Source organism: Candidatus Enterococcus avicola, from assembly GCF_047470845.1.
Classification (GTDB): domain Bacteria; phylum Bacillota; class Bacilli; order Lactobacillales; family Enterococcaceae; genus Enterococcus_D; species Enterococcus_D casseliflavus.
The window spans coordinates 1-26,429 of sequence record NZ_JBLGTY010000002.1 but is presented as its reverse complement, the minus strand read 5'-3'; the positions used below and the strand labels follow the sequence as shown (position 1 = coordinate 26,429).

Annotated in this window: 19 protein-coding genes, 17 tRNA genes, 1 rRNA gene, 1 riboswitch and 1 other annotated feature; of the genes, 6 read left to right on the top strand and 31 right to left on the bottom strand. The window is 46.4% G+C overall.

Annotated elements, in window-relative coordinates; translation table 11 throughout:
• Window positions 1-16: 16 nt before the first annotated feature.
• The 4 genes from ACI3E5_RS02195 to ACI3E5_RS02180 all read right to left on the bottom strand — a co-directional run bounded on the left by ACI3E5_RS02195 (window position 17) and on the right by ACI3E5_RS02180 (window position 6,647).
• Window positions 17-2,692 (bottom strand): AAA family ATPase, encoded by a 2,676-nt coding sequence (locus ACI3E5_RS02195; RefSeq protein WP_071859288.1) that lies wholly within the window; start codon window positions 2,690-2,692, stop codon window positions 17-19.
• On the bottom strand, window positions 2,689-3,879 hold the full coding sequence (locus ACI3E5_RS02190) for a metallophosphoesterase family protein (protein WP_010749015.1): 1,191 nt from the start codon (window positions 3,877-3,879) through the stop codon (window positions 2,689-2,691). Before ACI3E5_RS02190 ends, ACI3E5_RS02195 begins: the two co-directional genes overlap by 4 nt.
• 193 nt (window positions 3,880-4,072) lie before the next feature.
• On the bottom strand, window positions 4,073-4,414 hold the full coding sequence (locus ACI3E5_RS02185) for a YlbF/YmcA family competence regulator (RefSeq protein WP_005227708.1): 342 nt from the start codon (window positions 4,412-4,414) through the stop codon (window positions 4,073-4,075).
• Between the two features lie 70 nt (window positions 4,415-4,484).
• The gene (locus ACI3E5_RS02180) at window positions 4,485-6,647 is read right to left on the bottom strand and encodes a PBP1A family penicillin-binding protein (RefSeq protein WP_005227705.1); all 2,163 of its coding nucleotides are present in this window, start codon (window positions 6,645-6,647) and stop codon (window positions 4,485-4,487) included.
• Between the two features lie 191 nt (window positions 6,648-6,838).
• On the opposite strand from ACI3E5_RS02180, the gene ACI3E5_RS02175 reads away from it, so the two are divergent.
• A complete protein-coding gene (locus ACI3E5_RS02175) occupies window positions 6,839-7,693 on the top strand; it encodes an RluA family pseudouridine synthase (protein ID WP_060792579.1) in 855 nt (284 codons plus the stop codon).
• 93 nt (window positions 7,694-7,786) lie between these two features.
• Here ACI3E5_RS02175 and ACI3E5_RS02170 read toward each other — a convergent pair whose 3' ends face one another.
• The 3 genes from ACI3E5_RS02170 to ACI3E5_RS02160 form a co-directional block, all read right to left on the bottom strand.
• Window positions 7,787-8,809 (bottom strand): M23 family metallopeptidase, encoded by a 1,023-nt coding sequence (locus ACI3E5_RS02170; RefSeq protein WP_060792580.1) that lies wholly within the window; start codon window positions 8,807-8,809, stop codon window positions 7,787-7,789.
• 196 nt (window positions 8,810-9,005) lie between these two features.
• Window positions 9,006-9,725: a pseudouridine synthase gene (locus tag ACI3E5_RS02165; RefSeq protein ID WP_060792581.1), complete on the bottom strand. Its 720-nt coding sequence runs from the start codon at window positions 9,723-9,725 to the stop codon at window positions 9,006-9,008.
• Between the two features lie 69 nt (window positions 9,726-9,794).
• Window positions 9,795-11,441 carry a putative polysaccharide biosynthesis protein gene (locus tag ACI3E5_RS02160; protein WP_015510492.1) on the bottom strand — a complete coding sequence of 549 codons (1,647 nt, stop codon included), beginning with the start codon at window positions 11,439-11,441 and terminating at the stop codon, window positions 9,795-9,797.
• Window positions 11,442-11,640: 199 nt separating this feature from the next.
• Between ACI3E5_RS02160 and murE the strand changes: the two genes are divergently transcribed.
• Window positions 11,641-13,161, top strand: a complete 1,521-nt coding sequence (gene murE, locus ACI3E5_RS02155; protein ID WP_060792582.1) for a UDP-N-acetylmuramyl-tripeptide synthetase — start codon at window positions 11,641-11,643, stop codon at window positions 13,159-13,161.
• Window positions 13,162-13,233: 72 nt separating this feature from the next.
• Here murE and ACI3E5_RS02150 read toward each other — a convergent pair whose 3' ends face one another.
• Window positions 13,234-13,533, bottom strand: a complete 300-nt coding sequence (locus ACI3E5_RS02150) for a DUF5960 family protein (RefSeq protein WP_005227682.1) — start codon at window positions 13,531-13,533, stop codon at window positions 13,234-13,236.
• A 220-nt stretch (window positions 13,534-13,753) separates the two neighbouring features.
• Between ACI3E5_RS02150 and ACI3E5_RS02145 the strand changes: the two genes are divergently transcribed.
• Window positions 13,754-13,984: a hypothetical protein gene (locus tag ACI3E5_RS02145; protein WP_005227680.1), complete on the top strand. Its 231-nt coding sequence runs from the start codon at window positions 13,754-13,756 to the stop codon at window positions 13,982-13,984.
• A gap of 105 nt (window positions 13,985-14,089) precedes the next feature.
• Here the strand turns inward: ACI3E5_RS02145 and leuS are convergent, their stop codons facing one another.
• On the bottom strand, window positions 14,090-16,504 hold the full coding sequence (leuS, locus tag ACI3E5_RS02140; RefSeq protein WP_060792583.1) for a leucine--tRNA ligase: 2,415 nt from the start codon (window positions 16,502-16,504) through the stop codon (window positions 14,090-14,092).
• Between the two features lie 87 nt (window positions 16,505-16,591).
• Window positions 16,592-16,811, bottom strand: a binding site (T-box leader).
• A gap of 42 nt (window positions 16,812-16,853) precedes the next feature.
• Window positions 16,854-18,551: a muramidase family protein gene (locus tag ACI3E5_RS02135; RefSeq protein WP_060792584.1), complete on the bottom strand. Its 1,698-nt coding sequence runs from the start codon at window positions 18,549-18,551 to the stop codon at window positions 16,854-16,856.
• A gap of 301 nt (window positions 18,552-18,852) precedes the next feature.
• On the opposite strand from ACI3E5_RS02135, the gene ACI3E5_RS02130 reads away from it, so the two are divergent.
• From ACI3E5_RS02130 to mnmM, 3 genes are read left to right on the top strand one after another with little or no spacing between them, the layout of a single operon-like run.
• Entirely contained in the window at window positions 18,853-19,503 is a 651-nt protein-coding gene (locus ACI3E5_RS02130) for a phosphatase PAP2 family protein (RefSeq protein ID WP_121260603.1), read from the top strand.
• 14 nt (window positions 19,504-19,517) lie between these two features.
• On the top strand, window positions 19,518-20,501 hold the full coding sequence (mnmL, locus tag ACI3E5_RS02125) for a tRNA modification radical SAM protein MnmL/YtqA (protein WP_060792586.1): 984 nt from the start codon (window positions 19,518-19,520) through the stop codon (window positions 20,499-20,501).
• Window positions 20,476-21,054, top strand: a complete 579-nt coding sequence (gene mnmM, locus ACI3E5_RS02120; RefSeq protein ID WP_060792587.1) for a tRNA 5-(aminomethyl)-2-thiouridylate-methyltransferase MnmM — start codon at window positions 20,476-20,478, stop codon at window positions 21,052-21,054. The genes mnmL and mnmM overlap by 26 nt, the downstream gene beginning before the upstream one ends.
• 24 nt (window positions 21,055-21,078) lie before the next feature.
• Here mnmM and ACI3E5_RS02115 read toward each other — a convergent pair whose 3' ends face one another.
• The 21 genes from ACI3E5_RS02115 to rrf form a co-directional block, all read right to left on the bottom strand.
• Window positions 21,079-21,858 (bottom strand): alpha/beta hydrolase, encoded by a 780-nt coding sequence (locus tag ACI3E5_RS02115; RefSeq protein WP_005227672.1) that lies wholly within the window; start codon window positions 21,856-21,858, stop codon window positions 21,079-21,081.
• A 22-nt stretch (window positions 21,859-21,880) separates the two neighbouring features.
• Window positions 21,881-23,338: an MDR family MFS transporter gene (locus ACI3E5_RS02110; protein WP_016609940.1), complete on the bottom strand. Its 1,458-nt coding sequence runs from the start codon at window positions 23,336-23,338 to the stop codon at window positions 21,881-21,883.
• Between the two features lie 66 nt (window positions 23,339-23,404).
• A complete protein-coding gene (gene metK / locus ACI3E5_RS02105) occupies window positions 23,405-24,589 on the bottom strand; it encodes a methionine adenosyltransferase (RefSeq protein ID WP_060792588.1) in 1,185 nt (394 codons plus the stop codon).
• Window positions 24,587-24,668, bottom strand: a riboswitch (SMK box riboswitch). Its footprint overlaps the gene before it by 3 nt.
• Before the next feature lie 91 nt (window positions 24,669-24,759).
• A tRNA-Glu gene (locus ACI3E5_RS02100) sits at window positions 24,760-24,831 on the bottom strand.
• Window positions 24,832-24,846: 15 nt separating this feature from the next.
• A tRNA-Ile gene (locus ACI3E5_RS02095) sits at window positions 24,847-24,920 on the bottom strand.
• A 17-nt stretch (window positions 24,921-24,937) separates the two neighbouring features.
• Window positions 24,938-25,008, bottom strand: a tRNA-Gly gene (locus ACI3E5_RS02090).
• A gap of 1 nt (window position 25,009) precedes the next feature.
• Window positions 25,010-25,086, bottom strand: a tRNA-Asp gene (locus tag ACI3E5_RS02085).
• A 38-nt stretch (window positions 25,087-25,124) separates the two neighbouring features.
• Window positions 25,125-25,198 (bottom strand) — tRNA-Met (locus tag ACI3E5_RS02080).
• Window positions 25,199-25,264: 66 nt separating this feature from the next.
• Window positions 25,265-25,354 (bottom strand) — tRNA-Ser (locus tag ACI3E5_RS02075).
• 26 nt (window positions 25,355-25,380) lie between these two features.
• Window positions 25,381-25,454, bottom strand: a tRNA-Ile gene (locus ACI3E5_RS02070).
• Between the two features lie 13 nt (window positions 25,455-25,467).
• A tRNA-Met gene (locus tag ACI3E5_RS02065) sits at window positions 25,468-25,541 on the bottom strand.
• Between the two features lie 28 nt (window positions 25,542-25,569).
• Window positions 25,570-25,642: transfer RNA gene (locus ACI3E5_RS02060), tRNA-Ala, on the bottom strand.
• Between the two features lie 13 nt (window positions 25,643-25,655).
• Window positions 25,656-25,729 (bottom strand) — tRNA-Pro (locus ACI3E5_RS02055).
• A gap of 11 nt (window positions 25,730-25,740) precedes the next feature.
• Window positions 25,741-25,814, bottom strand: a tRNA-Arg gene (locus ACI3E5_RS02050).
• 11 nt (window positions 25,815-25,825) lie between these two features.
• Window positions 25,826-25,911: transfer RNA gene (locus ACI3E5_RS02045), tRNA-Leu, on the bottom strand.
• Window positions 25,912-25,929: 18 nt separating this feature from the next.
• Window positions 25,930-26,001 (bottom strand) — tRNA-Gly (locus ACI3E5_RS02040).
• Between the two features lie 10 nt (window positions 26,002-26,011).
• A tRNA-Thr gene (locus tag ACI3E5_RS02035) sits at window positions 26,012-26,084 on the bottom strand.
• A 7-nt stretch (window positions 26,085-26,091) separates the two neighbouring features.
• Window positions 26,092-26,173: transfer RNA gene (locus ACI3E5_RS02030), tRNA-Leu, on the bottom strand.
• Window positions 26,174-26,187: 14 nt separating this feature from the next.
• A tRNA-Lys gene (locus tag ACI3E5_RS02025) sits at window positions 26,188-26,260 on the bottom strand.
• 3 nt (window positions 26,261-26,263) lie between these two features.
• Window positions 26,264-26,336, bottom strand: a tRNA-Val gene (locus ACI3E5_RS02020).
• Window positions 26,337-26,352: 16 nt separating this feature from the next.
• A 5S ribosomal RNA gene (rrf, locus tag ACI3E5_RS02015) occupies window positions 26,353-26,429 on the bottom strand; the annotation flags it as partial.

Genomic DNA, 26,429 nt, shown 5'->3' with positions numbered 1-26,429 from the left:
GGGCTTATTTGGCCGATCAGCCAAATCTTTCACTTCCTTTACTCAGATCCTCGATAGGCTGCTGGTACTTCTGATAATAGCTTACCATTTCTTGGTCAGAAGACAAACAAATTACTTGATAACTTTGTCCAAACTCTTTTAATAGTGCTGCGAAGCGTTCCTTACGAACACTGTCATAATGCAACCAACCATCATCAATAATGATCGGGCACAAAGGATGATTTTTTTGCAGCGCTAGATAACCGAAACGTAACGCCATGATCAACTGATCCTTCGTTCCTGTGGACAAGTCAATGATCGAAAAGGTCTCGCTGGCATTTGCCGCTACTAACAGACCATTTTCCAGAAGAATCTTTTGATAACGTCCGTTTGAAAGCTGTTCAAAATAAGTCGAAGCGGCTGACAATAGCTGCGGCAATTGCTGTTCTGACAATTCAGTCGTGACATCCGTCAAAATTGAAGCCGCCAACTGACGACTGCCCCATGCCACAGCGAGTTCTTCAATGACCGCCTTCAGCTCACTTTCTTCTTGATAAAGCTGATTCAAGGTGCCGTTTTTTTGACTGGCTGCTGCTTCTAATTCCAAGCGTTGTTTGTGCTCCGTCAACTGCTGCATTTGTGCCTGAAGCTGTGTTTGCTGCTGCTTGATCTGGTCTTTTTGCTGCAGCAATTCTGCTTGTGTGACTGGTTTGGGATAGATCGGTGTTAACATCCCCGCCAATTCTTCTGCTCGCTGCTGCGTGCGCTGCGCTGCTTCCCATTGCTTCAACCAGAGGCTGATTTCTGCAGGGTGATCTAACCCTTGCTGCTGCAAGAGCGCACTGGCTTGGGCAAACAGCTGGTCGCGTTCGTTGCGGGTACGGGTCAATTGTTGGGCCAGTAACGTGCTAGGTTGTTGCAACCGCGAAAGCTTGATCGTTTGCATCTCTTCATGAAACTTCTGCAACATCGCCGCTTTTTCTAACAAGGTTTTGTTTTGCAGCGGCAGCCACTCCGCATACGGGCGGAATTGCTCCTCAAAGGGGGCCAATTCTTCCGTGACAGCTTGCCGTTCTTGATAGGCTTGCTTGCGCTGCTGCGAGTAGGCTTGATAGCTAGCAACATCTTCATCATAAGCGAATAGATGCGACTGCCAGTTTTCCACCGGCAAATCACCAAAAAAGGGTGTCAACGCTTGGTGGGCACGGCTGATCTGCTGCTGCTTTTGCTGCTGCTCATTTTCCAGCTGTGCCAACTCTTCGCCCAGTAGATCCAGCTGCATGAGGACCGTCTGCCATTCTTGCTTGACGCCTTGCTGCTTGTTTGGTGCTGCTTTCATCAGCGGCAAAATACTGCCGATGATCGATGAGATCCCCGCACCTAATGCAAGCCAGCGCCACGGACTTGGCAAAAAGATACCGATCACTGTGACTAGCCCACCGACGATCCCTAGCGGCCATAGCGGGCGAGAAACGGGCTTGCGGCCAATCAATTGAGGATGCTGCTGTTCTAAGCGGGCCGCGGTGGCTTGCAAAGATTGCGCTTTTTCTTCTAAACGCCTCATGCGCTTTTCGAGCTCTTCTAACTGCACACGTTCTTGCAGTAAACGTGTGGTTTGTTCATGGATCGAAGCCGTTACTAGCGGCGGCGATTCTCTGCTCCACTGGCGCTTTTCAATCAAGCGATTCAACTCTGTGATGGCGACAGTTTCTTGTTGATTGGCTGCTGCTTCACGATCTGCCAAACGCGCCATCGTCACTTGCTGCTGCAGCAAGTGACTGATCTGATGCTCGTGATCAAGGTAAAAGAAATACTTGTCTGATTCTTTTCCTTGCTCCAACTGATCTAATTCGGCTTCTTTTTTGCGAATTTCTTCCGTCAGCTGCTGATACTGCTGATAAAACTGTTTGATGGCTTGGACTTGCTGAGGATCGGCTAGCGTATCTGCTGGTGCCATTTGCTGCCACTCTTTATAAAGGCCCCAGTGACTCAGCTGTTGCTGATTTTCCTGATAAGCGTCATTCAATGCTTGATACTGGTGCCGCAAGTCTTGGATCTGTTCTTGCAGCTGGGCGATCTGTTGATACTGCTGTTGGATGCGGCTTTCTTCGCTTTCTTTTTCCGCAATCGTTTTTTGCAGTTTTTCTAATTGTTTTAACGCTTGGTTCAAAGGCAGCTTTTGCCCTCGTGGCTTGTATTGCTGCTGATTGGTGGTTTCATATTGCGCCACTTGCTGCAGCATTTTTTGACTGCCGCTGATCCCTAGAGAAATCAACGCTTGGTGCAGCTCATTTTCTTCTAGCTTATCGATCTGGGTCAATTGCTCTTGCTGAAAAGTAAAGACATCGAAGAACAATGCTCGATTGAGGGGCTGCAGGTGTTGTGCCAGCCATTGCTCATCGACCGTCTGGCCAGCGACATGGACTTTGGCACGACCACGGTCCACTTGCCGATAGCGTTCCACGATCACTTCACCGAAGGGTTCCAGCGCCAACCATAACTTGCCACCGTAAGCAGCACCGTTTTTGGGGGTATAGTCTTTTTTCTTGGCTGTCTTTTTCGGAAAGCCAAACAAAATGGCGGCAATAAATTGATACAACGTCGATTTTCCGATCTCGTTGTGCCCAAAGAGCAGCTGATTTTGCGGATGAAAGGCAAAGCTTTGTTCATGGTATTTCCCAAAACCGGTAATCTCTGCTTTTAAAATTCTCATGACTGCTCCTCCCATTGAAAGTCGTCTTTCAACAATTGCTTGGCTTGCTGCAAGACTTCTTCTTGAAATGATTCATGGGTGATCCCCCGCTGGATCAGTGGATGCTGCAATAGATCCGACAATCGATCCGCAAACATCTCTGGCGACTCATACATCGCTAAAAACTGCAGCATATAATCTTCTGATACCGCCAATGCGATCTTGTCTTCATTGGCTTGCTCGACTTCAAGGGCATAGATCACTTGCAGCGGCTCTGTTTGTGCCAACCGTTCATTGAGGTAGGTCAGCCATTCATTTTTTTCCGCAGCTGGAAACCAATCTGGCGGCAGCTGCTGCACATCGGTCAACACCAGATGCAGCAAGCGCGAACGAGGACTTTTTAAGCGCTCGATGATCGCTGGCAATACGGCATTCGAGGCAGTCACATCCGCTAAGGAGACCACTTGCTTTTGCCAAGCGATCTCTGCGATCTCCAAGCGCTCGATCGTTGGTCCCTGCGGCGTTAAGTCTGCCAAAATCACCCCAGTCGCCTGTTCTTTCTTGGTCTTTCCTTGAGGTGTACCTGGATAGAGAATCGGTGGCTGCTCTGAGAGCGTCTTAGGTACATGGATGTGCCCCAAGCCCCAATAATCATAGCCTTTTTGTTTCATTTCACTGATTGAAAAGGGGGCATACCGTTCACCAGCTTGGTCCCCGTGGTAAAGCCCGATATGGTAATCCACCGCTGCTCTTGCAGGAAATTCTGTTACTTTATTTTCAGTGATCCAAGGATGTTGGTAGCTAAATCCACTGATTGCATAGGTTTCACCGTTTTTCGTTGTTCCTTGAACCGTTTGAACTTCTTCTGATGAAAAGAGAATGACATTTTCTGGAAAAGCAAACCAATACCGTTGCGGATCATAATAATCATGGTTGCCGAAAATCATATAGACAGGGATCTGTGCTTCCCCTAGTCGTTGCAGTTGGGCAAAAAAGTCATGCTGCACTTTTAGACTCGGCCGTGCTTGATGGAATGTATCCCCAGCCAGCAAAACAAAATCGACCGCTTTTTCTAAGGCAACATCCACCAAATTACGGATGATTTTTTGATTGATGGCAGGGAGTTGGGTCTTCACTTTTTCAGATAACAAATGAACCCCTTCAAATGACCGGTCGATATGCAGGTCTGCACTATGTAAAAATCGCATTTCTTTCTCCCTCCTTAATGCTTCTATCATAACATTTCTCAGGCATTTCGTCAGCAAAATACGAAAATTTGTTCGCCTTTTTCATAAAAAAAACCAAAGAAGCGATTTTGAAACTTCTTTGGAAAAGGCTCTTGCAGTTGCAGCCGATTGCTCTGAAGATTCACTTGCTTCTTTGGTCTTTGTTGGTTGGCGATTACGCTTCGTATAGATCTCTTACAGGACCCATGATGATGCGGTTCAAGTCATTGGCTACTAAGCTGAAGGCTTGCTCTTTTTGCATCAAGTCAGAAACAATGCCGTCTTGCTGAATTTTTTGCGATAATTCTTGGGCTTTTTGCGCTTCTTCTTCTGTCATTTCTTCGCCAGCCATCATTTTTTGTTGCAGGCTTTGTTGCAACTCTTGAAACTCTTTGAATAACGCATACGCTTCTTCATTTGCTTTCAAGCGGTCGAAAGAACCTTTCAAATCTTGAAACTGTTCTGACTCGCGTAATTCACGTTCTAATTGGTTTGCTGTATCATAAATATTTGCCATTTTGACGCCTCCTCTTTTTTTCTAGTATACCATTCTTCTCAGGTTCTAGACTAGCAGTTGCCTAATTCCTTTAATTTCCGCTGATGGAATTCCACAAGCCGCCAAACAGTTCTTTCGTTCCTTCTTTGATCTTGCTGCCGAATTCCTTCATACCTTCTTTGGCGCTTTCGGCAAAGTCATCGATGGTTTTCTGCCAATCATTGCCATTTTGTGACGTACTGCTCTCAGGATCTGGTACTTCATCGGCTGCCATCAATTTTCCACCTGTCCAATAAGCGTCTGCAACTTGGAATTGGGTGCCTTGACTATAAGGCAGTAAGCTTTCGGCCTCTGCTTTGAATATTTTCCCAACGACTTGTCCGCTAGTTCCCGTTAAGTAATGATCTTCACTCACATGCTCAAATCCTAACCAAGTTGAAAGAACCATATCAGGAGTATAGCCGACGATCCATTGGTCATTGACCTTAGAAGCATCAAAGTTGGTCTCTGTCGTACCTGTCTTGCCGGCGATCGTAAAGCCGTACGGACTGGCACTAACACCCGTCCCGTTAGAGAAGGTGCCCAGCATCATGCTCGTCATTTTATCAGCGGTCTCTTTAGAAATCACCCGTTTGCCTTGCACAGACGTATTGTCAACGATCACGGCACCAGTTGAATCAACGATTTTGGTGATCAAATGCGGTTTGTAGTAATACCCGCCATTTGCGAAAACGCCATACGCTGCTGCCATCGTCATGGGTGATTCCCCTTTTTCCAAACCACCTAATGCTAAGCCATAATATTTGTCGGATTCGGTCAAGGAAAGTCCAAACTCTTGTGCTTTGCTGTACCCACGATCTAAGCCGATCTCATGCAACAGCCAAACTGCTGGCAGATTCAGGCTTTGGGCGAGGGCTTGATACATGACTGCTTCGCCAGCATAGGTCCCATCAAAGTTTTGAGCATCATAAAAATCGAGGGGCTCGTCTTTCAGGATACTGTCGGGTTCAAACCCAGCTTCTAGGGCAGGGGCGAAGACGCTGATCGGTTTGATCGTGGAGCCTGGTGAACGTTTCATTTGCGTGGCAAAATTAAAGCCTCTAAAGACGTGCTCGCCACGACGACCCACCACCGCTTGCACCCCACCGGTATTCGGATCAAGTGCGACAGAGCCTGATTGCACCATCGTGCCATCAGCGGCATTTTCAGGGAACAAGGCATCGTTTTTATAGGCAGCTTCCATTTGCGCTTGGTAGTTTTGATCCAGTGCTGTATAGATCTTGTAGCCGCGATTCATGACATCATCGGCGTCCAACCCATAGGATTCGGCTTCATCGATGACCGCATCGAAATAATAAGGATACTTATAGCCAGATTCTGAATTGCCAAATCCATCATACAGTAAATTAGCTAAGGCAACTTGTGATTCTTGGTCAGCAACGGACTGGTCCAACTTGCCGTTATCCACCATCAAACTCAAGACGGTATCGCGACGGTTCGTGGCGTTTTCCAGATTGTCGATCGGGTTATAGATCGAAGGACCTTTGAGCATCCCCACCAACGTCGCAGCTTCTCCCACGCTTAGTTCAGAAGCATTGACACCGAAATATTTTAGCGAGGCATCTTGAATGCCCCAAACCCCGTTACCAAAATAGGAACTGTTCAAATACATTTCCAAAATCTCATCTTTAGAATATTTCTTCTCGATCTCGATCGCTAAGAAAAGCTCCTTGGCTTTTCGACTAAAGGTTTGATCCAAGGACAGATAGGCATTTTTGGCAAGCTGCTGGGTGATGGTACTTCCCCCACCGCCTTCGGCACTGCGGTTGACCAGCATGCGCAGGGCTGCTCGAGCGATCCCCTTGATATCAAACCCGTGGTGATTATAGAAGTTGCGGTCTTCGGTTGAGATCAAGGCGTTGACCACATCACTGGAAATGGCATCAAGAGAAACGTACGTGCCTTTTTGCGAGTACAACTGCCCTGCTTCATCGCCATTGGCATCAAAAATCACCGTCGATTCTTTCAGACCTGACTCTAATTCACTGACTTTCGTATTTTTGGCGATATAAAACAAATACCCGCTCATGATTAAGATAGCAACTAAACTAAGTAAAATAAAAATTTTATTTACGTGGTATTTTTTCCAAACCCGCTTGCGCCATTGATGAAATTGCTGCAAATACGGTTTTAACCAGCGCCAAAAGGTCAGCCAACCGGTCTTTATTTTGTGAAGGATGTGTTTCCAATCCATTACTTCACGCTCCTTTGGTTAAGTGTAGCATAAATGACTTTCTTTGTTATACGGCTCTAGACGTAATTTCATTCGAAAAGAATGCTTTATTATTCTAGCATTGAATGCTCTGTTTTTTATTGTTTTTTTTATAAGAAAAGCTTAAAGATGCTATAATAGTCGGTAGCGAACAGCAAAGAAAGGACGTTTTTATGGAATACACCATGACTTTACCCGAAAATCACCCGCCCATGCCGCTTCGCGATTTGTTGGAACGGGAGTGGCTCGTCCCACGAAAAGTGCGCCATTTTCTGCGCACGCGGAAAAATGTAATCGTCAATCAGCAGCCCGCGATGTTTCATCAAGAAGTTCGTGGCGGCGATCAAATCACTTTGATCATTGAAGACAGTGATTACAGCTATCAGCCGATCCAGTTAGGCCAAGCAGACAAAGTCGACGTACGTTTTGAAGATGAGCACTTATTGGTGCTGAACAAGCCTGCGGGGGTCAAGACGCACCCCAATCAGCCATTAGAAGCAGATACCCTATTGAATGATGCAGCTGCTTACCTTGCGCCGAAACAGCAGCAGCCTTATGTGGTCCATCGTCTAGACAAAGAAACCAGCGGTGTCGTTTTATTCGCAAAAAATCCTTTGGTGTTGCCGATCTTGGGTCGAATGTTGGAAAACAAACAGATTTTCCGCCGCTATCAAGCCACAGTTTGGGGCAAACTTACGCAAGATCAAACGATCGCCAAAAAAATCGGTCGTGACCGTCACGATCGTCGCAAGCGAATCATTGACCCCCGCAACGGTCAGTCAGCCGTCACCCATGTAACCATCGCCCACACCCAACAAAAGACGACCGATGTGTATTGTGTGTTAGATACGGGGAGGACCCACCAAATTCGCGTCCACCTTGCCAGTATCGGTCATCCAGTCGTCGGTGACCCGCTTTACCAAAACAAACCAGCGCCGCGTTTGCTGCTGCATGGCTATGAATTGCATCTGGAGCATCCCTTTACCAAAGAACAGTTAGTGATCATCGCTCAACCGGGCTTGTGGTAAACAAAAAAAGCATGACGACTTGAGGAACCCCTCTTGTCAGTCATGCTTTTTGGTTTCAGATGTTTTTTTAATGTTTCTACTCGGTGCTTCGGCTTATAGCGGTAAGTAAGCTGCTGGATCAACGAAATCTGACCACAACGTCTTACTCAATCCAAAGTGCAAATGGACGCCAGTCGAGTTTCCAGTCGTCCCCATCGTACCGACTTGCTCGCCGACTGCAACGGTTGCCCCCTTCGAGACACTGATAGCTGTTAAGTGAAAATAATACGAGTAAAAGCCGTTATCATGAGCCAAAATCACGTAATTCCCCGTGCTTGGACCATAACCAGCATCTTCTACCTGACCATCACGAGCGGCGACGATCTTCTCCCCCGCTTGACCTGTAAAGTCGATCCCATCATGCTGCGTCCCAGAAAAACCAGTTGGGTCAGCTCGAGTACCAAAACCGCTGGAGATCGACACGGCGCCCGTGATTGGCAGTGAAAATTCACTGGCTGCTGCTTTCTCTGCTGCTTCTTTGGCTTTTTGTTTTGCTTCTTCAGCGGCTTTTGCTTCTTTGTCCACTTTTTCTTGCAAGTCTTGTACTTGCGCTTGCGTTTGCTGCAACTTCTCTTGTTGGCTCTGCAATTCTTCTTTTGCTGTTGCTAGTTGTTCTTTACTATGTACTAATTGGGCTTGCGTCAAGGTTTGGTACGAAGTGATTCGTTGCTGTTGGGCTTCTTTTTCCGCCAATTGTTGGTTCACTTCCCGTAAAGCCGCTTGTTGTTCACTAAACTTGCGTAGTTGTTGGATCGTGGCTTGTGGTCCGTCGACTACCGGGCTGCTTGGCGCTTGGCTTTCTTGATGCTGGGCTTTTTGGTCATTCAGAGCAGCGATCTGCGTTTGAACTTCCTGGCTTTCTTGTGCTAATTGGCTTAATTCTTCCTGATAATCTGCTAATTGACTTTCCAGCGCTGTGACTTTCTGTTGGCTAGTGGTGACTTCCTCTTCATACGTTGCAAGTTCTGCAGTCAAAACCGTCAGTTCCTCGGTGCTCTTCGTTTCAGCAGCATAACTGACAGCTGGCTGGAAAAGCGGCAACGTAAGGGCGAGCAATAAAAAAATCTTTTTCTTCAATGAGGCAACTCCTTCTTTTTTTTAGTAGCTTGGCTACTTTAACATGCTTATTCATGAAAAAAAAGAGGGTTTTTCCAACAGTTTAAAGTCTATTGTTGCAAATTTTCATGTAAATTACCTATAAAACGGGCTTTTTTTACAAATATTGCAGCAGAATAACAACTTTTATAAGAATTTCTTTAGCTCGCCAATCGCCTTATCCTCGCTCTTGCAGCTTCGCCAATTCCTCAGACGTTAATTCCCGATACTCGCCTAATGCCAAATCATCTGGCAAGGACAGGCCTCCCATGCGAATCCGTTTCAAATAAACGACTTCTTTTCCTACTGCATGGACCATCCGTTTGACTTGATGGAACTTGCCTTCATGGAGGATCAGTTTGATCTCGCTGCGCGATTCATTTTCATCGACGTTGAGGATCTGCAGCTCAGCCGGCAAGGTCCACTCGCCGTCTAATTTGATGCCTTTGGCAAAGATTTTTTGATCCTCCGCTGTCATGATTCCCTCGACTTGGGCATAATATTCTTTTTCCACATGCTTCTTAGGCGACAATAATTGATGCGCCAATCCGCCATCGTTCGTAATCAGCAAAAAGCCTTCGGTGTCTTTATCCAACCGTCCTACTGGAAACAGATCTTCGCGAAATGCTTCTTCAGAAAACAAATCTAAGACCGTCTCTTCATAGGAATCGACGGTTGCCGAAATCACGCCGGCGGGTTTATTCAGCAAATAATAAAACTGGCTTTGATAGGCGATGGGTTCCCCCTCAATACAAACGGTATCTTGTGTTTCTTGTACTTGTGCTTTGTCACTTTTGATGACTTGTCCATTGACGGTCACGAGCCCTTTTTTGATCAACTGTTTCACTTCTTTGCGGGAGCCATAGCCCATATCCGCTAAAAATTTGTCTAAACGCATCGGTTTCTTCCTTTCATATAAAATAGCCGCCAAGGTCTCACAAAGGAGGCTCAGCGGCTGCTTCTGGTTTTATTTGATGTGTAATTTCTGGCGTAAACGAACCATTGATGAGCCGAGTAGTTTTTCAGCTAAACGCAATTTCAGCGCAATGTAGATGTACACACTGCCGCCGACTCCTGCAACTAGCAAGCTCAAGATAAAGGCTTGAACTTTTCTTTCAGAGCTCAAGACAAGCCCAAAGAGTTGGCGAGCGATCAACGCTGCGATCACCATAATGATCGTCATCGCGCCAATCAATAATGTCCGTCGCAACGTCAAGTTTACATTGAAATGGCCTTTGCGAATCATCTTGCGAATGTTCAGCCAGCAGACGATCCCCAAGGCAATCGTGGTGGAAACCAATGGACCATAGACTTGGAACAAACGAATCGCTGGATACTGCAAGATCACTTTCACCAGTAACCCTACAAAGAAGAAAACAACCGCTTCTTTGTTGTGGTACATCCCTTGCAGCATACTGGAACTAAGCATAAACAAGCCTAAGACCAAACCAGACAGACAGGCAGCGACTAAGACGCTCGCCCCTAATGCATCTGGACGATAAAACAAGGTGTATAGGGGATAAGACAGTACGATCATCCCAAAAGTCGCTGGAAACATTACAAAGGAATACAATTGCAAGTTGTTGCTGATCAATTTGGCTAAGTTCTTTTTGTCTTTTTTGGCGACTGCTTCGCTGATCAAAGGTAGTCCCGTTGAAGCCATGGAAGTAGCTAATCCGATAACCACCATCGTCAGCTTATCAGGGTTGCTGCCGAAAATCGCCATTAGTTCTAAGAGCTGATCATTTGAAAATTCGGTAAAACTGCTCATCATTCGAACAAAGGTGTACTGATCCACCAATTTTAAAATCGTGATCCCAGAGCCTACGATAATAAAAGGGATCGCTTCTTTGATGGTCGCTAAAACCAATTCTTTGGTTTGCAGCACCGTTTCTTCTTTGCTCATATCCACTAAAACATCCATCCGCACCCGCTGCTTTTGGAAGTAATAGCCTAATACCAAAATGCTGGCTAAGACACCGATAAAGGCGGCAAAGGTCGATTGCGTCACGGCTGCCGTGTATTCGCCTTCGATGACCCGCATAATGATGAAGGTCGCTAAAAGCATATAACAGACACGAGCGATTTGTTCAACGACTTGCGAGATCGCAAAAGGTTTCATGTCTTGGTTTCCTTGGAAATACCCTCGCATGACACTCATACAAGGAAAAACCAATAAAGCAATACTCAATGAGCGCATCGCAGGAATCAATTCTGCGCCTCCGCCTGAAGCCGTTGCCAACCATGGGGCTGCCAAATACATGATTCCAGCGGTCACCACGCCAAAACCTGCCATCAATTGAAACGCTCTTAAAAAGAGCTTCTGGCTCGTGCGGTATTCTTGGCGAGAATTGTAAAAAGAAATCTGTTTGGCAATTGCTGAAGGGATCCCCGCAGTGGAGATCATTAAAAATAAGGCGTAAACATTATAGCCCATTCCAAACAACGCATTTGCTTTATCCGCATTTGCGCCCATCCAATAATACCAGGGTAAAATGTAAATGGCGCCAAGCAAACGTGAGCCGATATTTCCCATCGTCATCCAAGCAGATCCTTGAGCCATTTTTTCTTGTGTAGTTAATTCTTTTGACACTGAACGCATGTGTTTATCCATCGCCATTATCTCCAACTTTCTACAAACATATCCCTTCCATTTTAATTCGAAAAAGGGTTGGTCGCAATCTATTTTTGCAACATCTTAAAGTTTCTTCAAAATAAGGAGAAAAAAAAGAAAACTTTTCCCTCCCAAACGGCGGTTTTTAGGAGTTATGCTATAATAAGAGAAATCTTTAGAGGAATGAAGGAGAACAACGATGCAAAAGGAACTCATTACCGTGCCACAGATCCGCAAGCTCTTATTGCAGGAAAACCTATTGAAAGAAATCATCACCCCCACTGATTGGGTTTATACCGTGCCGCAAGAAATGACTGATCTTGCCTTTACCTCATTAAGCTACGACTCGCGAACAGCCGATGCGGCGACGCTTTTTTTCTGTAAAGGGGCTTCTTTTAAAGAAAGCTACCTGGCTGCCGCCATTGACCAAGGGATTCAGTGCTACATTTCAGAAACGCCCTATGACAACTTTGCAACTTATGGAATCATCGTCACCGACATTCGAGAAACGATGGCAGTGATCGCTCAAGCGTTTTATGGCCATCCTCAAGAACAGTTGGTGACCATCGGCATCACGGGAACAAAAGGCAAAACCAGCTGCGCCTATTTTGCTCGGGCGATTTTAGCAGAATCGACGGGTCAAAAAGTAGCATTCTTTTCATCTGAGGAAAACTCAGTCGACGGAAAAACCTTTAATGAAGCAGTGTTGACGACCCCCGAAACACTGGATCTTTATAAGATGATGGCCGAGGCTGTCGCAAACGGCATGACCCATCTTGTGATGGAGGTTTCTTCCCAAGCCTATAAAACCAAACGGGTCGCCGGTATTACCTTTGATATTGGCGCGTTCTTGAATATTTCGCCTGATCACATTGGACCAGTGGAACATCCAACTTATGACGATTACCTTTACTGCAAACGAGAACTGATCCGCAACAGCAAACAGATGATTTTAAATCGCCAAAGCGATCACTACCACTTGCTGCGAGAAACTTGTGAAGTCCATCAAGTTCCTTATATTACCTACGGACGTTCAGACGCCGATTATGTCGTCCAAGAAGGGACAGATCTAAAAGGCTTTGCGCTGTCAGCTGCTTCTGATGTCTTGCAAGTCTCTGGTGAATATCAACTGGGGATCTTAGGTTCTTTCAACCATGAGAACGCCACAGCGGCGATTTTAGCTGCCTGCTTAGCGGGTGCCTCTCGTGAGGACGCTCAGAAAGTCCTGCCGACAGTGATCATCCCTGGACGAATGATCGTTTTAGAAAAAGAAAATGGCGCAGTCATGATCGTTGACTATGCCCACAATTACCTTAGCTTCCAATCATTAAGTGAACTTGCCCGCCAATTGCGCCCAGATGGCCGCCTGCTTTTTGTCACTGGTAGTGCTGGCGGCAAAGCCCAATCTCGCCGAGCAGATATGGGACGAGCGCTAGGAGAATATGCGGACAAAGTCTACCTGACCAGCGATGATCCTGATTTTGAAGAAGCAGATGCGATCGCAAAAGAAATCGCAGCTGCGATCACCAATCCTGAAGTTGCCATCATTCATGAGATGGATCGGGCTCAAGCCGTCAAATCGGCGATTGCTGAAGCAGACAGTAAGGATATCGTGATTATTGCGGGCAAAGGCGCCGAACAATACTTGAAAGTCGCTGGAAAAAAAGTCCCTTACATCGGTGACTTGACCTTAGCGCAGCAGCAAGCCAAACACCAATAGCAACAAGTTGTCTCAACAAAAAAAGCTTTCAGATGATCTGTTAAATCATCTGAAAGCTTTTTTTCTGCGTGACTAAGGTTGTTCGTCTTCGTAAGTCTCATAGACATAGGGTGCGCCATCATAACGAAATTCTGTTGAAATGGCGGCGTCAAGGTCTTCGGTAAACATTCGTTTGCTGAAAGGAAACAAAAAGACTTGCCCTTCTTTGGCATCTTCGGCTGCTAAACGGTAAAACAGCTCTTCTTCTGTTAATTGTTGATTCAACTGTTCCAAGACATCGGCAGTGACTGCCTCTTCCTCATAGCCAGGTTTGGCAATCCGTGCATAATCTTCAAAAAAAGCCGACTGGCCTTCAAATGATTGATACTCCATGTAAGTCCCCTCTTTCTTTTCTCTTACTTTATTATACGAGAGTCCGTGAGGATCAGCGAATAATATGATCGGTCTACAGGGGAATTTTTACTTTTCTGGTGCTTAAATATGTCAGAAACATTTCAAGTGTATTACGAATCAATTATTTGACAAAATCAGATTGAACACGCATCCAAATTTTGTATAATGATACATAGAGACTATAAAAGGGGCAAATGTAATGAACAACGCAAAGAAAAAAATTTTCGTCGGTACTGGTGCTGCAATTGGTTTTGTCGCAATCGTTGCTATGATGGCTCAGTTCATGATTTCCAATCATCTATTTGGCGGAAGTGATGCTTCATCAGAAATTTTCACTCGCGCTACATATCCAAACGGCTTTCTACTAGTGATCTTGATTCCATTGGTCGCAACAGCCGCTTTGTTCTATGGGATCATTCGCAAAAAATAACAAAAAAGTGTTGCTGAGAACCACTCAGTAACACTTTTTTTCTTTGTCGTCACCAAAAAGCTGCCTAACAGACCCTCGATCTGCTAGGCAGCTATTTTTTAGCGTTTAGTTTGCAACGATATTGACCAATTTGTTCGGTACGACGATCACTTTACGGATCGTTTTTCCTTGGAGCTGTTCTTGGACAAGTTCGTTTTCTTGCGCCAATTGTTCAAGCACTGCTTTTTCGGCATCCGCTGGCACCATTGCTTTGGCGCGAACTTTGCCGTTGACTTGAAAGACGACTTCGATCTCGTCTTCCACTAGGGCACTTTCGTCATAGGTTGGCCATGGCACATAAGAGATCCCATGGTCATTCCCGAGGATCGACCATAGCTCTTCCCCGATATGCGGTGCGATCGGCGCCAATAGCTGCACAAATCCTTCGACATATTCGTAAGGCAAGGCATCGGCTTTGTACGCTTCATTGACAAAGACCATCAATTGGGAAATCGCCGTATTGAAGTGCAGCTGCTCAAAATCTTCCGTCACTTTCTTAACGGTTTGATGGTAAACTTTCGACAATTTGCCATCGTTGAATGTCGTGATGCGGTCACGCATTTTGCCATTTTCATCGACGATCAAGCGCCACACGCGATCCAAGAATTTACGACTGCCTTCAAGGCCATTCTCATTCCAAGCGATCGATGCATCCAATGGTCCCATAAACATTTCATATAGACGCAAAGTATCCGCACCGTATTGATTGATGACATCATCTGGATTGACGACGTTGCCACGGGATTTCGACATTTTTTCATTGTTTTCCCCAAGGATCATCCCTTGGTTGAACAATTTTTCAAATGGTTCTTTCGTTGGCACGACACCGATATCATACAAGAATTTATGCCAGAAGCGAGCATAAAGCAAGTGCAAGACAGCGTGCTCTGCGCCACCGATATAAATATCGACTGGCATCCAGCGTTTCAATTTGTCGTAGTCTGCCAAAACAGACTTATTATGAGGATCGATAAAGCGCAAGAAATACCATGAGCTTCCAGCCCATTGCGGCATCGTATTGGTTTCACGACGTCCTTTTTTCCCAGTTTCAGGGTCGGTGACATTGACCCAATCTGTGACATTGGCTAATGGCGATTCACCAGTACCGCTTGGTTTGATATTGTCGGTTTTTGGCAAACGCAACGGCAGCTGATCTTCAGGAAGCGTCGTAGTCGTACCATCTTCCCAATGGATGATTGGGATTGGCTCTCCCCAATACCGTTGGCGAGAGAACAACCAATCGCGAAGACGATAGCTGACTTCTTTTTTCCCAACGTGGTTTTCTTCCAACCATGCGACCATTTTTTCGATGGCTGTCTCTTTGTCTAGCCCATCCAAAAAGTCTGAATTGATATGCAGTCCATCTTCGGTATAGGCAGATTCTTCCACGTTGCCCCCTGCCAATACAGGAATGATCTCTAAGCCAAATGTTTTGGCAAATTCGTGGTCACGTTCGTCATGGGCAGGAACCGCCATGATCGCACCTGTTCCATAAGAAGCCAAAACATAATCGGCGATCCAAATCGGGATCTCTTTACCATTCACGGGATTGATGGCATAGGCACCTGTGAAGACACCAGTTTTTTCTTTGGCCAAATCTGTTCGGTTCAAATCAGATTTTTTCGACGCTTCTTCTACATAGGCATCAATGGCTGCTTTTTGTTCTGATGTAGTGATTTGGGCCACTAGCTCATGTTCTGGCGCCAATACGGCGTAGGTCGCACCAAACAAGGTATCTGGGCGAGTCGTAAAGACGGTAAAGTCTTTTTCCATCCCTGCCACTTTAAACGTTACGTTGGCTCCGACCGAACGTCCGATCCAATTGCGTTGCATTTCTTTGATGCTTTCTGGCCAATCAACTTCTTCTAAATCGTCCAACAAACGATCAGCATACGCTGTGATTTTCAGCATCCATTGGCGCATCGGTTTGCGGATCACATCGTAGCCGCCCCGTTCGCTTTTGCCGTCAATGACTTCTTCATTGGCGATCACGGTCCCAAGCTCTGGTACCCAGTTTACTGGAACTTCGGCTTCATAAGCTAACCCTTTTTCATAAAGCTTGGTAAAGATCCATTGCGTCCACTTGTAGTACTCGGGATCTGTCGTATTGATTTCACGATTCCAGTCATAGCTGAATCCTAGCGCATTGATTTGACGGCGGAAGGTCTCAATATTTTTCTTCGTGAATTCCGCTGGATCATTTCCAGTGTCTAGTGCATATTGTTCGGCAGGCAGACCAAAGGCATCCCAGCCCATTGGGTGCAGTACATTGTACCCTTGGCTGCGTTTGAAGCGGCTCAAGATATCCGTAGCTGTATAGCCTTCTGGATGTCCGACATGTAATCCTTGTCCAGATGGATATGGGAACATATCTAGCGCATAAAATTTTGGTTTGTCCGGCTCATCATGGGTGTTGAATTCATTTTTCTTTGCCCAATATTTTTGCCATTTTTTTTCGATTTCTTTGTGATTGTAATTCACGATGGACTCCTCCTAAAAAATTGGTGTTTTGCTCGTCAAATCAACCAGCAAAACTTAAAAAAAGTCCTATAAAAATCGCTATGATTTTTATAGGACGTTATCAACGTGGTACCACCTAAGTTTATCTGCTCCTCAAAAAAGCAGACCTCGATGTTTTAACGGCCATCGCCGTATCTGCCTAGCCAAATCAGGTTCAGTCAGATATCACTCGAAGACGAGTTCGAAAGGTGTGCTGTGCATTTCCACCAACCATGCACTCTCTAAAAGTCCCACCGTACTTCTACTATTCCTTCTCAAACGTGAAAGTTTCTTTGCACTTATCCTAACAAAAATCATTAGGAATAGCAATCTATTTTACCCTAACTGTTTGTCCTGGGTAAATAAAGTTATTTTGAATATTGTTCCATTGGATAAATTGATCCGTCGTGATGCCGAACTTATCTGCGATCCCCCAAACAGAATCCCCCGATGCGACCTTGTACGTACCACTTGTCGCTGAGGTGCTGGTAGTAGCTGCCGTGCCGCCTTGCTTGACGACCACCTTTTGTCCTGGATAGATAAAATCATTTTTGATGTTGTTCCAGCTGCGGAATTGGTCCATCGAAATCCCGTGTTTATTGGCAACTGACCAGACTGAATCACCAGAAGCCACCGTATAGGTGTTGCCTGCAGCACTGCTGCTGGTTTGGCTGCTGACGGTCGTGCTCGTCGTTGTACTTGTACGGGTAGAACTACCGCTGACAACCACCTTTTGACCTGGATAAACATAGTCGTTTTTAATATTGTTCAAGCTACGGAACTGATCCATCGAGATGCCATGCTTGTTAGCGATCGACCAGACTGAATCGCCAGCTGCCACCGTGTAGGTGCCGCCACTGCTTTGGCTAGCCGTTGATGCCGTGCTGACGGTCGTAGTACTGCTGGTATTCGTAGACGACCCACCGCTAACGACAACTTTTTGCCCTGGATAGACAAAATCATTTTTGATGTTGTTCAAACTGCGAAATTGATCCATCGAAATGCCATGCTTATTGGCGATCGACCAAACGGAATCGCCAGAAACTACGGTGTAGGTATTGCCTGATGTAGTTGCTGAAGCATTGCGATTGACGATCGATACCGTTGAAGTTGCCGAAGTACTTTGGGCGCTGCCGTTGACTTTCAAGGTTTGTCCTGGATAAACAAAATCGTTTTTGATATTGTTCAAACTGCGCAGCTGATCCATGGAGATGCCATGTTTGTTGGCGATCGACCAGACCGAGTCGCCCGAAGCGACTGTATAGGTTTGACTGCCGCTCGTGCTGACAGCTGATGTCGTGGTCGTCGTACTCGTTGAAGCACTGGCTGTGGCGCCACCACCGGCATTGCCAGAAGCTGGCGTGTCATATTTCGTCAACCCAAATTGCTGGATCACGGCATTCAGTGAAGAGGCATAGTTTGGTGCAGTCGCATAACGGCCTGCTAGCCATGCGGTTGCATCAAGATATGAAGTCGTATTGCTTTTCCAAGCGCCAGAATAATACGCGACACCGCTTTGTAAAGAAGTTGAGCGTAAAGTACGTGCGTTATCTTCAAATGATTGCGTGTAAGATGGGTAACGCTTAAAGGGTTCATTCATAGTCAACCATTGGTTGTTCAAATATTCTAAGGTACTCATATAAACGGTTTGACCGTTATAGCTGCCTTTGATTCCGAAAAGATTGTAATTCGGTGCTTTTGACAAGCTGCTTCGGCCCCAACCACTTTCTAAAATGGCTTGCGCGATCATCACAGAAGCATATAGATCGTTGGCGTTTGCCACAGGTTGGGCGTACGTAGCGATTTCAGCAATAAACGCGGAAGTATTCGGCGCGGCAAAATTGCTAGTAGAAACTTGGGCGATCGAGGTCTCTACGGCTTCTGCTTGAACCGATGACACCAATGGAGCTACAACAGAGCAAGCAGTCAGTGTTGTTCCTAAAACAACTGCACTTTTTTTGATCACTCGATACTTATCGCCCGATTGGTCTGCTTGACGATGTACTTTTCTTGATTGACTCGTGTTCATGTCCGTTATTCCTCCGTTTTTTCCTTATAGTGAACGTAGGTTTAGTATACAATTTCTTAAGAATTTATAAAAGGTATTTGAGCCGATTTCAGAAACTGTAAACTCTTTGTAATCAAACGAACATTTATTGCAATGAAGCAATTGGCCTGCTCCCGATAAACTTGTCGCTTGCTCAGATGAGTAACCCCTTGCTCGTTCCCTGCTTTTTCCGACTTGTGATAAATGCTATAATACCTTCTAGATGTCTCTTTGCCTTAAGTGACAATAATTGACAGAAATTCTCTAGAAACGAGGCTTTTCCATGCATAAAAAACTTTATTTTCAATTTGCGGGCAGCTGCTTTTTACTGCTGTTCGTTTTTCTCGGCTATGTGGTGAAATTTTACCCTACTTGGTTGGTCTCCTTTGACGAAACCTTGACTCGCATCATCCGCAGCGGCTACCCGTTTTGGACACCATTTTTTCTATGGGTCACGAAATTTGCGAATCCTACCACGATCATCTTGCTCTTTCTCGCTGTTTTAGCTGTCTTAGTGATCAACAAGTATTATGCTGAAGCTTTATGGCTCAGTTTTGGTACCATCGGGATTGCCGGGCTCTTTAACCCATTGATCAAACTGGTCTTTTTACGGGAGCGCCCAACGCTTGAACACTTAGTCACGGAATCAAGTTTCAGTTTCCCCAGTGGACACTCGACGGGCAGTATGATTTTTTATGGAACCTTGCTCTTCTTGGTCCCAGTTTTCTTCAAGCAGCCTTTTTGGCAATGGGGCATCCGCCTTTTGCTGGGCCTTTTGATTGGCTGCATCGGCATCAGCCGAATTTATGTTGGTGTGCATTTTCCCAGTGATGTGTTAGGCGGTTTTTGTGTTGGCCTGTCTTGGCTGCTGTTGACCTATCCGTACTACTTGCAAAAACGCTTTGTCTGGCGCTTCACGCGTAAACAATTATAAAAGAAGGTAAAAAAATGAATCCATTTCCTTATGCAGAAGATAAAAACAAACGATACCATTCGTGGAACTTTGCTTTGCGGCAAGAATTTGGCGAAAAAATCTTTAAAGTCCCCATCGATGCGGGCTTCGACTGCCCCAATCGTGACGGCACCGTTGCCAAAGGCGGCTGTACATTTTGCAGTGTGTCCGGTTCTGGCGATATGATCGTAGCTCCTGAAGCCCCACTGCCAGAGCAGTTTGAAAAAGAGATCGCCATGATGCACAAAAAGTGGCCGCAAGTGGACAAATACATTGTCTATTTTCAAAACTTTACGAACACCCACGCACCGGTGGCAGTGATCCGCGAGCGCTTCGAGCAAGTGCTGACACTACCTGGTGTTGTTGGGATCTCCATTGGGACCCGACCAGACTGCTTACCAGAAGATGTCGTTGACTATCTAGCAGAGCTCAATCAACGCTTTTATTTATGGGTCGAATTAGGACTGCAAACGACGTTTGAAACCACGAGCAATGCCATCAACCGCGCCCATGATTATCAAACTTACTTAGACGGCGTCGCCAGCCTGCGCAAACACAATATTCGTGTCTGTACCCATTTGATCAATGGCCTGCCAGGCGAGACGATCGAGATGATGCAAGAAAACGTCCGCCGCACCATTCAAGATTCTGATATCCAAGGCATCAAACTGCACTTGCTGCATTTGATGCGCAATACTCGGATGCTGCGGGATTATCATGAAGGACGTTTGCAATTGATGCGGCGCGATACCTATGTGTCATTGATCTGCGATCAGTTAGAAATGATCCCCCCAGAGATCATCATTCATCGCTTGACAGGCGATGCACCATGGGATTCTCTGGTAGGTCCAATGTGGAGTTTGAAAAAATGGGAAGTCTTGAATGAGATCGATCAAGAAATGCTGCGCCGCAACTCCTATCAAGGGAAATTCAACGTGCGAAAGGAGCCTTTCAATGCTGCCGACCGCCATGCGCTATAGCCACACCCTTTTAAAAGAAGTTCTGCAGCCGGGACAAACCGCTGTTGATGCCACGATGGGCAACGGCTTCGACACGGAATTACTGGCTTCTTTAGTTGGACCCACTGGTCAGGTGTTTGCGTTTGATATTCAAGAACAAGCCCTCCAAGTCACCAAAAAACGTTTGGCTGAAAAAGAGCTGTTGGCGCAAGTCCAGCTGATCCATCAAGGCCATGAGACGTTGGCAGAGGTTGTGAGTGGTCCGGTTCACGCCGCCATTTTCAATTTAGGCTACTTGCCGAAAGGGGACAAAGCGATCATCACGCTGCCTGATACAACGAAAACGGCTTTAGAAGCTTTACTGACACGTTTAGCCCCGAAAGGTAGAATCATCCTCGTCTGCTATTATGGACACGCTGGCGGCGAAGCAGAGCTGAAAGAAGTCCACTCCTTTTGTCAGCAGCTGCCGCAAGAGAAGTTCAATGTCCTTTCCTATCAATTTATCAATCAGCGCAACCAACCGCCGATCTTATTTTGTATCGAACGAAAAAACCATCAGTTCTCGGCACGTTAAGGTGTCGATCGACTGATGGTTTTTTTATTCACTAAAAAGCCATTGCAGGACTCGTTGGATCCATTGATCCCAGAAATTCCAATCATGATCCCCAGTTCCCGATTCAAACGTTACGGCTAGTTTGCGTTTTTGCAGCTTATCCACCGCATATTCACTTGCCGGATACAGCTGATCCTCGGTTCCGCAGCTAATAAAAAAGCGCGGCGCGGTGCTTGGATCGATGGTCTCAATCAGATGGATCAAATCATTTTCTGATCCTTTGAACTGCTCTAAAGGGCCAAAGATTCCTTCCCAATAAGCTTGGCTTCGCAGCTGCAGCAAGGAATCCATGCTTTCAGCCAGCGCTAATGCTCCAGACAAAGACGCTACCGCCGCAAACTGGTCAGGCTTTCTCAGCCCAAGTTTTACTGCCCCATAGCCCCCCATCGAGAGACCTGCTGCAAAAGTTTTTTCTCGTTTTTGCGTCAGTTGAGGAAACAGTTCATGACAAATTTGTGGTAATTCTTCGGCGATAAACGTCCAATACTTCATTTCGTAGGTCGTATCGGTATACCAGCCCAGATCAGTAGACGGCATGATGACCGCTAGTTGATACTCTGCGGCATATCGCTCGATCGACGTCCGTCGCTGCCAGACACTATGATTTCCATTCATCCCATGCAATAAATAAAGCACCGGGAGATCTGTGCCCGTCGATTGGCTTTGCGTGCCGATTTTTTTCTTGGTACTTTGAGGCAAGATCACATCGATCATTACCTCCATTTCAAGAACATTTGAATAGATATTTGCTTGTAAAAAAGCCATACAATCACCTGCGATCCTTTTTTTATATTGTACCAGATTCTCGCGAAATCGTGCGGGTCAAACCAATCGCTAGCACAATAAGTAAAACACCGATCCCAAAAACCCAGTGTAGACCGCTATAAAGAATCTCCCGTAATTGCCCTAGTAATGCGGTTGGCAGCTGGCGCGCAGCGGCTGGATCTACTAGCTGATTCATGACACTGCTATCATTGACTTGTGCCTGTGCTAAGCCTACGCTATTACTGGTGTTTAAAACGATACCGAAGACCGCTACCATGATGGTTTGCCCGATCGTTCGCAACAGGGTATTGAAAGAAGTCGCCACGCCGACTTGCGTGGGGCCAACGCTGGTTTGGGCAGTAACCGTACAAACCACCATCGTTGCCCCTAACCCGACGCCAGTAATAGAAGAAATGACCAAGAACAACCAGAATGACGTCTGTGCTGGTGTCAAAAACAGCCACAAAGCACCGGTAGCCGTGATCAACAAGCTAACCGTCAAGACCCAGCTGACACTGTGCTGTGTCAACCAACGGCTGGCTAAGAAGGAACCAATCATCCATAAAATCGACAACGGTGCCAACACAAGCCCGCCAATCCCCGCACTCATGCCTAAGACCCCTTGCATCCACATTGGGATATAAACATCGATCCCCATCAAGAAGCCGCTAGCCAAAGCTGCTACGATATTGACCACCACAAATAATTTTGAGTGAAACAGCTTCAGATCAATAATCGGATCTGCTGCTTTTTTCTCCACCCGAACGAAGCCGATGAACATAAGGACAGAAAAAACGAACAGACTGAGGACAGGCAGACTCACACCATAATCTCCCAGCAACTGGAAGCCTAGCAGGAGCCCTACTAGCGTCAACATCAACAAGAGACTGCCTGCATAATCAATGTTGACTGCAGCAAAGGCCTTTTTTTCTTCATGAAAATAAAACCAAATCAAGGCAATCAGCCCTAATCCAATGGGTACGTTGATAAAAAAGATCCAATGCCACCCGATCGTATCTACGATCAAGCCACCGGCTAAGGGACCAACGACACTGGCGATCCCCCAAGCCGTACTATTGAGCCCTAAGACTTTCGCCCGCTTTTCAACGGGATACAGGTCCGCAATGATCGTTAGGGCAACGGGCATCATGGCCCCTGCGCCTAATCCTTGCAACGCTCTGGCAATGATCAACGTCAACATCGTGTTGGCCATCCCACAAAACGCCGACCCGATAATAAACAGCAACGTCCCAAATAAAAAGACTGGTTTGCGGCCGATATTATCGGCAAACTTGCCGTAGATCGGGGTCAACATCGCACTGGTCAAAAGATAGATCGAGAAGACCCAGTTCATGATCTCGATCCCTTTCAATGAACTGACGATGGTAGGCATCGCTGTCGTAATGATCGTTCCTTCGATTGCGGTCATAAACGTTGCGACAAAGACCGCAATGGTGACTAATTTTACATTGGTTCGCATATAACTCCTCCTTTTACTCCAAAAAAAAGAACCTCTATTGATAGTCATCAATAGAGGTCGCCTCTTTTAATCCTTCACACTTGCCAAAAGTGCCGCCACCTTGTCGGTGCGTTCCCATGGCAAATCGATATCTGTACGACCAAAATGTCCGTAAGCGGCAGTCTGACGATAAATCGGACGGCGCAAATCTAACATTTCAATAATTCCTGCTGGTCGCAAATCAAAGTTTTCCCGTACCGCTTGGATCAAGCGCTCGTTGCTGACGGTTCCTGTACCAAAAGTGTTGATGCTGATCGAAACGGGCTGTGCCACACCGATCGCATAGGCTAATTGTACTTCCACTTTTTTGGCTAGCTTTGCTGCTACGATGTTTTTGGCAATGTAGCGAGCCGCATAGCTGGCTGAACGGTCAACTTTGGTTGCATCTTTTCCAGAAAACGCACCGCCGCCATGACGTGCATAGCCGCCATAAGTATCAACGATGATTTTTCTGCCAGTCAAACCGGCATCCCCTTGAGGACCGCCGATCACAAAACGACCAGTAGGATTGATATAATATTTTGTCTGCTCGTCTAAAAGATCGGCAGGGATCACTTCTTTGATCACTTTTTCGATGACATCACGGTGGATCATTTCATTATCAGCCGCATCATCATGCTGGGTACTAATAACGACGGTGTCCACTCTTTGTGGTTGATCGTTATCATCATATTCAACGGTTACTTGTGATTTTGCATCTGGACGCAAGTAGCTTAGTTCGTTGTTTTTCCGCAACTCTGCTAAGCGACGTACCAGCCGATGGCTCAACGCGATCGGTAAAGGCATCAATTCAGGTGTTTCATCAACAGCAAAACCAAACATCAAGCCTTGGTCGCCGGCACCGATATCTTCTTTATCCGTTTCTCCACGACTTTCTAAAGCATCGTCAACGCCTTGAGCGATATCTGGTGATTGCTCATCGATCGCTACCAAAACAGCAACCGTATCGCCGTCAAAGCCGAATTTTGCTCGTGTATAGCCGATTTCTTTGATGGTTTCTCGGACGACTTTTTGAATATCTACATAAGCAGAAGTAGAAATTTCTCCAAAGACTAAAACCAATCCGGTAGTAACTGACGTTTCGCAAGCGACCCGTGCCATTGGATCTTCGGCAAGCAACGCATCTAAGATGGCATCACTGATTTGGTCGGCTACTTTGTCTGGGTGTCCTTCTGAAACGGACTCTGATGTAAATAAGTGTTTCTCTGTCATTTTTGTATTCCCCCTAATATATGTTTCGGTTACAAGGCATCTTCGCAGCTGCGAATCCTTTCGGGAACTTGCAACGGACTGATTATAACAAATTTTGACTACTCATGCTTGAGAAAATGATAAAAAGATCGTTTTTGGGCAATAAAAAAACACTCTCAAGAGTGTTTGCATGATCCGTACGGGATTCGAACCCGTGTTACCGCCGTGAAAGGGCGGTGTCTTAACCGCTTGACCAACGGACCAGTTTAAAAATGTAATGGGCCTAAATGGACTCGAACCATCGACCTCACGCTTATCAGGCGTGCGCTCTAACCAGCTGAGCTATAGGCCCCAAAAAATAAAAGCTAAAGCGGGTGACGAGAATCGAACTCGCGACAACAGCTTGGAAGGCTGTGGTTTTACCACTAAACTACACCCGCATGGCGGTCTGGACGGGACTCGAACCCGCGACCTCCTGCGTGACAGGCAGGCATTCTAACCAACTGAACTACCAAACCATATTTAGCTTTTATTGCGCTTTTGAAAACAAAAGCAATTGCGGGAGCAGGATTTGAACCTACGACCTTCGGGTTATGAGCCCGACGAGCTACCAGACTGCTCCATCCCGCGATAAGTAATTACTTTACAGTAATTAAAAGACTGTGATTCTTTTGCTCGCAACAAAAGAGACAGTTAAGGAGGATAAGGGATTCGAACCCTTGCACGGTTTTACCCGCCTGACGGTTTTCAAGACCGTTCCCTTCAGCCGAACTTGGGTAATCCTCCATAATAAAACAGATACAATGCCACAATGGACCTTGTAGGACTCGAACCTACGACCGGACGGTTATGAGCCGTCTGCTCTAACCAACTGAGCTAAAGGTCCAGGCTCTTAAAAATCGCGGCGGAGGGGATCGAACCCCCGACCTCCCGGGTATGAACCGGACGCTCTAGCCAGCTGAGCTACACCGCGTAAAAAAGAATCATTTATTCAAATGATATGGAGCCTAGCGGGATCGAACCGCTGACCTCCTGCGTGCAAAGCAGGCGCTCTCCCAGCTGAGCTAAGGCCCCTTTTGAAAAAGTATCGGGAAGACAGGATTCGAACCTGCGACCCCTTGGTCCCAAACCAAGTGCTCTACCAAGCTGAGCTACTTCCCGTTATTAAAAAGCGCGCCCAAGAGGAGTCGAACCCCTAACCTTTTGATCCGTAGTCAAACACTCTATCCAATTGAGCTATGGGCGCATATTATAAAATGCCGAGGACCGGAATCGAACCGGTACGGTGATCACTCACCGCAGGATTTTAAGTCCTGTGCGTCTGCCAGTTCCGCCACCCCGGCTGAAAATTGCTAAGGCAAAGCGGAAAACGGGGTTCGAACCCGCGACCCCCACCTTGGCAAGGTGGTGCTCTACCACTGAGCTATTTCCGCGTATTCCTGATGCCGGCTAAAGGACTTGAACCCTCGACCCTCTGATTACAAATCAGATGCTCTACCAACTGAGCTAAGCCGGCAATGAAGTGCGGGTGAAGGGACTTGAACCCCCACGCCCGAAGGCGCTAGATCCTAAATCTAGTGCGTCTGCCAATTCCGCCACACCCGCATAGGTTATTACTATGAGTCGTACAGGGCTCGAACCTGTGACCCTCTGATTAAAAGTCAGATGCTCTACCAACTGAGCTAACGACTCATATGGGGGTTAACGGGATCGAACCGCTGACCCTCTGCTTGTAAGGCAGATGCTCTCCCAGCTGAGCTAAACCCCCATAAGGTAAAAAAAACGCGTGGCGACGTCCTACTCTCACAAAGGGAAACCCTTCACTACAATCGGCGCTAAGAAGCTTAACTTCTGTGTTCGG